This is a genomic window from Moritella sp. PE36 (assembly GCF_000170855.1).
GTDB lineage: Bacteria > Pseudomonadota > Gammaproteobacteria > Enterobacterales > Moritellaceae > Moritella.
On sequence record NZ_ABCQ01000096.1, the window covers coordinates 1 to 5,847 of the forward strand.

A 5,847-nucleotide genomic window follows, 5' to 3' on the forward strand; every position below is an offset into this window, starting at 1 on the left:
AAGCGCGTTAAAAAGCAAGTTGCTGACGGTATTGCACACGTTCATGCTTCTTTCAATAATACTATTGTGACAATCACAGATCGCCAAGGTAATGCTTTATCTTGGGCAACTGCAGGCGGCTCAGGCTTCCGTGGTTCTCGTAAGTCAACTCCATTCGCTGCGCAGGTTGCTGCTGAGCGTGCTGGTGAAATGGCTAAAGAGTACGGTCTTAAAAACTTAGAAGTTATGGTTAAGGGCCCTGGTCCTGGTCGTGAATCTTCTATTCGTGCATTGAATGCGATTGGTTTTAAAATTACTAACATCACTGATGTTACACCAATCCCTCACAATGGTTGTCGTCCACCTAAAAAGCGTCGCGTATAACGCTTTTAGGAATATTGGAGAAAGAACATGGCTAGATATTTGGGCCCAAAGCTCAAGCTTAGTCGTCGTGAAGGTACAGATCTTTTCTTGAAAAGTGGCGTACGTGCGATCGAATCTAAGTGTAAAATTGATAACGCACCTGGTGTACATGGTGCTCGTAAACCTCGTCTATCTGACTACGGTTTACAACTACGTGAAAAGCAAAAAGTTCGTCGTATGTACGGTGTACTTGAAAAGCAATTCCGTAACTTATATAAAGAAGCTGCTCGTCTAAAAGGTAATACTGGTGAAAACCTACTTGCTTTATTAGAAGGCCGTCTAGATAACGTTGTTTATCGTATGGGCTTTGGTTCAACTCGTGCGGAATCGCGCCAGTTAGTAAGCCACAAAGCAATCGTTGTAAACGGTAAAGTTGTAAATATCCCTTCTTACAAAGTGAAAGTTAACGATACAGTTAGCATTCGCGAGAAGGCTAAGAAGCAAGCTCGTATCGCTTCAGCTCTTGAAATTTCAGAGCAGCGTGAGAAAGCATCTTGGGTTGAAGTTGACAGTAAGACACTTGAAGGCGTTTACAAACGTGTTCCTGAGCGTTCTGATCTGTCTGCAGACATCAACGAACAGCTTATTGTTGAACTTTACTCTAAGTAAAGTTAACTTCATAAGAGAGGACATACATGCAGGGTTCTGTAACAGAATTTCTAAGACCAAGACTTGTTGATATTGAGCAAATTAGCTCAACACGTGCCAAGGTAACACTTGAACCGTTAGAGCGTGGCTTTGGTCACACTCTAGGTAATGCTTTACGTCGTATTCTACTTTCTTCTATGCCAGGTTGTGCTGTAACAGAAGTTGAGATCGACGGCGTACTCCATGAGTACAGCAGTAAAGAAGGCGTTCAAGAAGATGTTCTTGAAATTCTTCTTAACTTAAAAGGTCTTGCAATCAAACTTGAAGGCAAAGACGAAGCGTTACTAACTTTAACTAAGTCAGGTACAGGTCCTGTATTGGCAGGTGACATCACCCATGATGGTGATGTTGAGATTATTAATCCAGAACATGTGATTTGTAATTTAACCGGTCAAGCAGATATCAGTATGCGTATTCGTGTTGCAAAAGGACGTGGTTACGTTCCTGCTTCTACACGAATTCAGTCTGATGATGAAGAGCGTCCTATCGGTCGTTTGCTTGTTGATGCTGCATTCAGCCCTGTAAGCCGTATTGCTTACAATGTTGAAGCTGCTCGCGTCGAGCAACGTACTAACCTTGATAAGTTAGTAATCGATATGGAAACTGATGGAACATTAGATCCAGAAGAAGCTATTCGTCGTGCTGCTACAATTCTGGCTGAACAGCTTGATGCTTTCGTTGATCTTCGTGATGTAACGGAACCAGAGCAGAAAGAAGAGAAGCCAGAGTTCGATCCGATACTGCTACGTCCTGTTGATGATTTAGAACTTACTGTTCGTTCAGCTAACTGCCTAAAAGCAGAAGCTATTCACTATATTGGTGATCTTGTTCAGCGTACTGAGGTTGAGTTACTTAAAACACCTAACCTTGGTAAGAAATCTTTAACTGAAATTAAAGATGTTCTAGCTTCACGTGGCTTATCTCTAGGTATGCGCCTAGAAAATTGGCCACCTGCAAGTATCGCGGACGAATAGTAAACACTAATCAAAAGAATTTTGTAAGAAGGATAAGTTCATGCGCCATCGTAAGAGTGGTCGTCAACTAAATCGTAACAGCAGCCACCGTCAGGCTATGTTCCGTAATATGGCATGTTCTTTAGTTAGCCACGAGATCATTAAAACGACTCTGCCTAAAGCTAAAGAATTACGTCGTGTAGTTGAGCCTCTAATTACACTTGCTAAAACGGATAGCGTAGCTAACCGTCGTCTAGCATTTGCTCGTACCCGCAGCGATGAAGTTGTAGGTAAACTATTTAAAGAATTAGGCCCACGTTTCGCTAACCGTTCAGGCGGTTATACTCGAATCTTAAAATGTGGTCTACGTACTGGCGATAAAGCTCCTATGGCTTACATCGAACTAGTAGATCGTCCAGTTGTTGAAGCTGCTGACGAAGAATAGTTTTAAATAGTATTATAAGCCAGGGCTCACGCTCTGGCTTTTTTATTTCTAACACATTATTTTTTCTTGTATAAATTCTCTCTTCTATATTCAGCTCGCTTATCTAAATTATTTTTATCTTTATCTTTGTCGTACTCAATCAATACCCTTATATACCGATAAACTAAATATCTGCATGTCCTCCTAAGATCGTTTCAATAAATTAATCTTATGTTTTAACTTCATATGAATTTTGGTAATGAATAGGGATAAAAGTAGATCTACTAATCTGTTTTTGACTATTTGTTTGGTATATGACGTGGTTGTTCGCTTTTTAATCTTTTTATTTGTTTTTTATCTTTTTTTAAATTAGCCCTTGCCAATGTGATCTATATCTCTATAATGCGACCTCACTGACACGGCAACAGCCGCTCAGTATGCTCTTTAACAATTTATTCAAGCAATCTGTGTGAGCACTTGCAGAGATATAATGACCAAATATTATATCAATGTAATTGTGAACATTAAATTAAATCGAAAGATTTGGTTTTATAAACAATGGAACTTCGGTTTTATTGTTGAAGTACAGAATTCATTGAGCCGATTTGATTACTTAGGTAATCAGTCAAAAACTTTTAATTGAAGAGTTTGATCATGGCTCAGATTGAACGCTGGCGGTAGGCTTAACACATGCAAGTCGAGCGGAAACGAAGAATAGCTTGCTATTCTGGCGTCGAGCGGCGGACGGGTGAGTAATGCTTGGGAATCTGCCTAGTCGAGGGGGACAACAGTTGGAAACGACTGCTAATACCGCATACGACCTACGGGTGAAAGGGGGCCTCTTCTTGAAAGCTCTCGCGACTAGATGAGCCCAAGTGGGATTAGCTTGTTGGTGAGGTAAGAGCTCACCAAGGCGACGATCCCTAGCTGGTCTGAGAGGATGATCAGCCACACTGGAACTGAGACACGGTCCAGACTCCTACGGGAGGCAGCAGTGGGGAATATTGCACAATGGAGGAAACTCTGATGCAGCCATACCGCGTGTATGAAGAAGGCCTTAGGGTTGTAAAGTACTTTCAGCGAGGAGGAAAGGTTGGTAATTAATACTTGCCAACTGTGACGTTACTCGCAGAAGAAGCACCGGCTAACTCCGTGCCAGCAGCCGCGGTAATACGGAGGGTGCAAGCGTTAATCGGAATTACTGGGCGTAAAGCGCATGCAGGCGGTTTGTTAAGCGAGATGTGAAAGCCCCGGGCTCAACCTGGGAACTGCATTTCGAACTGGCAAACTAGAGTTCTTGAGAGGGTGGTAGAATTTCAGGTGTAGCGGTGAAATGCGTAGAGATCTGAAGGAATACCAGTGGCGAAGGCGGCCACCTGGCAAGTAACTGACGCTCAGATGCGAAAGCGTGGGTAGCAAACGGGATTAGATACCCCGGTAGTCCACGCCGTAAACGATGTCTACTCGGAGTTTGGTTCCTTGAGAACTGGGCTCTTAAGCTAACGCATTAAGTAGACCGCCTGGGGAGTACGGCCGCAAGGTTAAAACTCAAATGAATTGACGGGGGCCCGCACAAGCGGTGGAGCATGTGGTTTAATTCGATGCAACGCGAAGAACCTTACCTACTCTTGACATCCACAGAATCTGGTAGAGATACCTCAGTGCCTTCGGGAACTGTGAGACAGGTGCTGCATGGCTGTCGTCAGCTCGTGTTGTGAAATGTTGGGTTAAGTCCCGCAACGAGCGCAACCCTTATCCTTATTTGCCAGCACGTAATGGTGGGAACTCTAAGGAGACTGCCGGTGATAAACCGGAGGAAGGTGGGGACGACGTCAAGTCATCATGGCCCTTACGAGTAGGGCTACACACGTGCTACAATGGCGCATACAAAGGGCTGCAAACCAGCAATGGTAAGCGAATCCCATAAAGTGCGTCGTAGTCCGGATTGGGGTCTGCAACTCGACCCCATGAAGTCGGAATCGCTAGTAATCGTGAATCAGAATGTCACGGTGAATACGTTCCCGGGCCTTGTACACACCGCCCGTCACACCATGGGAGTGGGCTGCACCAGAAGTCATTAGCTTAACCTTCGGGAGGGCGATGACCACGGTGTGGTTCATGACTGGGGTGAAGTCGTAACAAGGTAGCCCTAGGGGAACCTGGGGCTGGATCACCTCCTTACGTAAAGTTGTTAATTTTTGTAAGTGCCCACACAAATTGCTTGAATAGAAAATTAAATTGCACGTCTTATGTAAATAAGACAACGGTTGGGATGAAATCCAAACGTAGAAAGTAAATAGTGTCCTGTTCGTCTAGAGGCCTAGGACACCGCCCTTTCACGGCGGTAACACGAGTTCAAATCTCGTACGGGATACCACTTTTCTTTCTGATTAAAAATCAAAGCTAAGCAGCTTAATGTTTATCTTTGCTTTTTAGCAATTGCTCTTTAAAAATTTGGAAAGCTGAATAAATAAAGAAGTTCTTAAAACACGTTATTACTTTGGTAATAACAATATAGTGTTCTTGAGTATTCTTGAGGCGAAAAAAACTAGATAATACCTAGTTATTTCAATTGTACGGTCGACTTTAGATTGTATGGTTAAGTGACTAAGCGTATACGGTGGATGCCTAGGCAGTCAGAGGCGATGAAGGACGTGTTAATCTGCGTTAAGCTGTGGGGAGTTGATAAAAAGCGTTAATCCACAGATTTCCGAATGGGGGAACCCACCTTACTTTGTAAGGTATCGTAACGTGAATACATAGCGTTACGAAGCGAACCGGGAGAACTGAAACATCTAAGTACCCCGAGGAAAAGAAATCAATAGAGATACCCTTAGTAGCGGCGAGCGAACGGGGTCTAGCCCTTAAGCAGTTTGGAAGTTAATGGAAGGCTCTGGAAAGTGCCACGATACAGGGTGATAGTCCCGTACATGAAAACGACCTTATTGTGAAATCGAGTAGGACGGCACACGTGATATGCTGTTTGAATATGGGAGGACCATCTTCCAAGGCTAAATACTACTGACTGACCGATAGTGAACCAGTACCGTGAGGGAAAGGCGAAAAGAACCCCTGTGAGGGGAGTGAAATAGAACCTGAAACCGTATACGTACAAGCAGTGGGAGCCTACTTTGTTGGGTGACTGCGTACCTTTTGTATAATGGGTCAACGACTTAATTTCAGTAGCAAGGTTAAGCGAATAGCGGAGCCGTAGGGAAACCGAGTGTTAACTGCGCGAATAGTTGCTGGGATTAGACCCGAAACCCGGTGATCTAGCCATGGGCAGGTTGAAGGTTGAGTAACATCAACTGGAGGACCGAACCGACTAATGTTGAAAAATTAGCGGATGACTTGTGGCTGGGGGGTGAAAGCCAATCAAACCGGGAGATAGCTGGTCTCTCGAAAGCTATTTAGTAGCGC

4 protein-coding genes, 1 tRNA gene and 2 rRNA genes are annotated in these 5,847 nt (G+C 43.9%); all 7 read left to right on the forward strand.

All coding sequences use genetic code 11. The features are described 5' to 3' along the window. Nucleotides 1–363: 30S ribosomal protein S11 (gene rpsK, locus PE36_RS23120; RefSeq protein ID WP_006034543.1), on the forward strand; the 363-nt coding region annotated here is incomplete at its 5' end. 27 nt (nucleotides 364–390) lie between these two features. Then, the gene (gene rpsD / locus PE36_RS23125) at nucleotides 391–1,011 is read left to right on the forward strand and encodes a 30S ribosomal protein S4 (protein ID WP_006034544.1); all 621 of its coding nucleotides are present in this window, start codon (nucleotides 391–393) and stop codon (nucleotides 1,009–1,011) included. A 26-nt stretch (nucleotides 1,012–1,037) separates the two neighbouring features. After that, complete coding sequence (rpoA, locus tag PE36_RS23130) at nucleotides 1,038–2,024, forward strand: DNA-directed RNA polymerase subunit alpha (protein WP_006034545.1); 987 nt, start codon at nucleotides 1,038–1,040, stop codon at nucleotides 2,022–2,024. A gap of 40 nt (nucleotides 2,025–2,064) precedes the next feature. After that, nucleotides 2,065–2,448 (forward strand): 50S ribosomal protein L17, encoded by a 384-nt coding sequence (rplQ, locus tag PE36_RS23135; protein ID WP_006034546.1) that lies wholly within the window; start codon nucleotides 2,065–2,067, stop codon nucleotides 2,446–2,448. Between the two features lie 615 nt (nucleotides 2,449–3,063). Next, nucleotides 3,064–4,608, forward strand: a 16S ribosomal RNA gene (locus tag PE36_RS23140). 120 nt (nucleotides 4,609–4,728) lie between these two features. Then, nucleotides 4,729–4,804, forward strand: a tRNA-Glu gene (locus PE36_RS23145). A 220-nt stretch (nucleotides 4,805–5,024) separates the two neighbouring features. Next, nucleotides 5,025–5,847, forward strand: a 23S ribosomal RNA gene (locus tag PE36_RS23150); the annotation flags it as partial.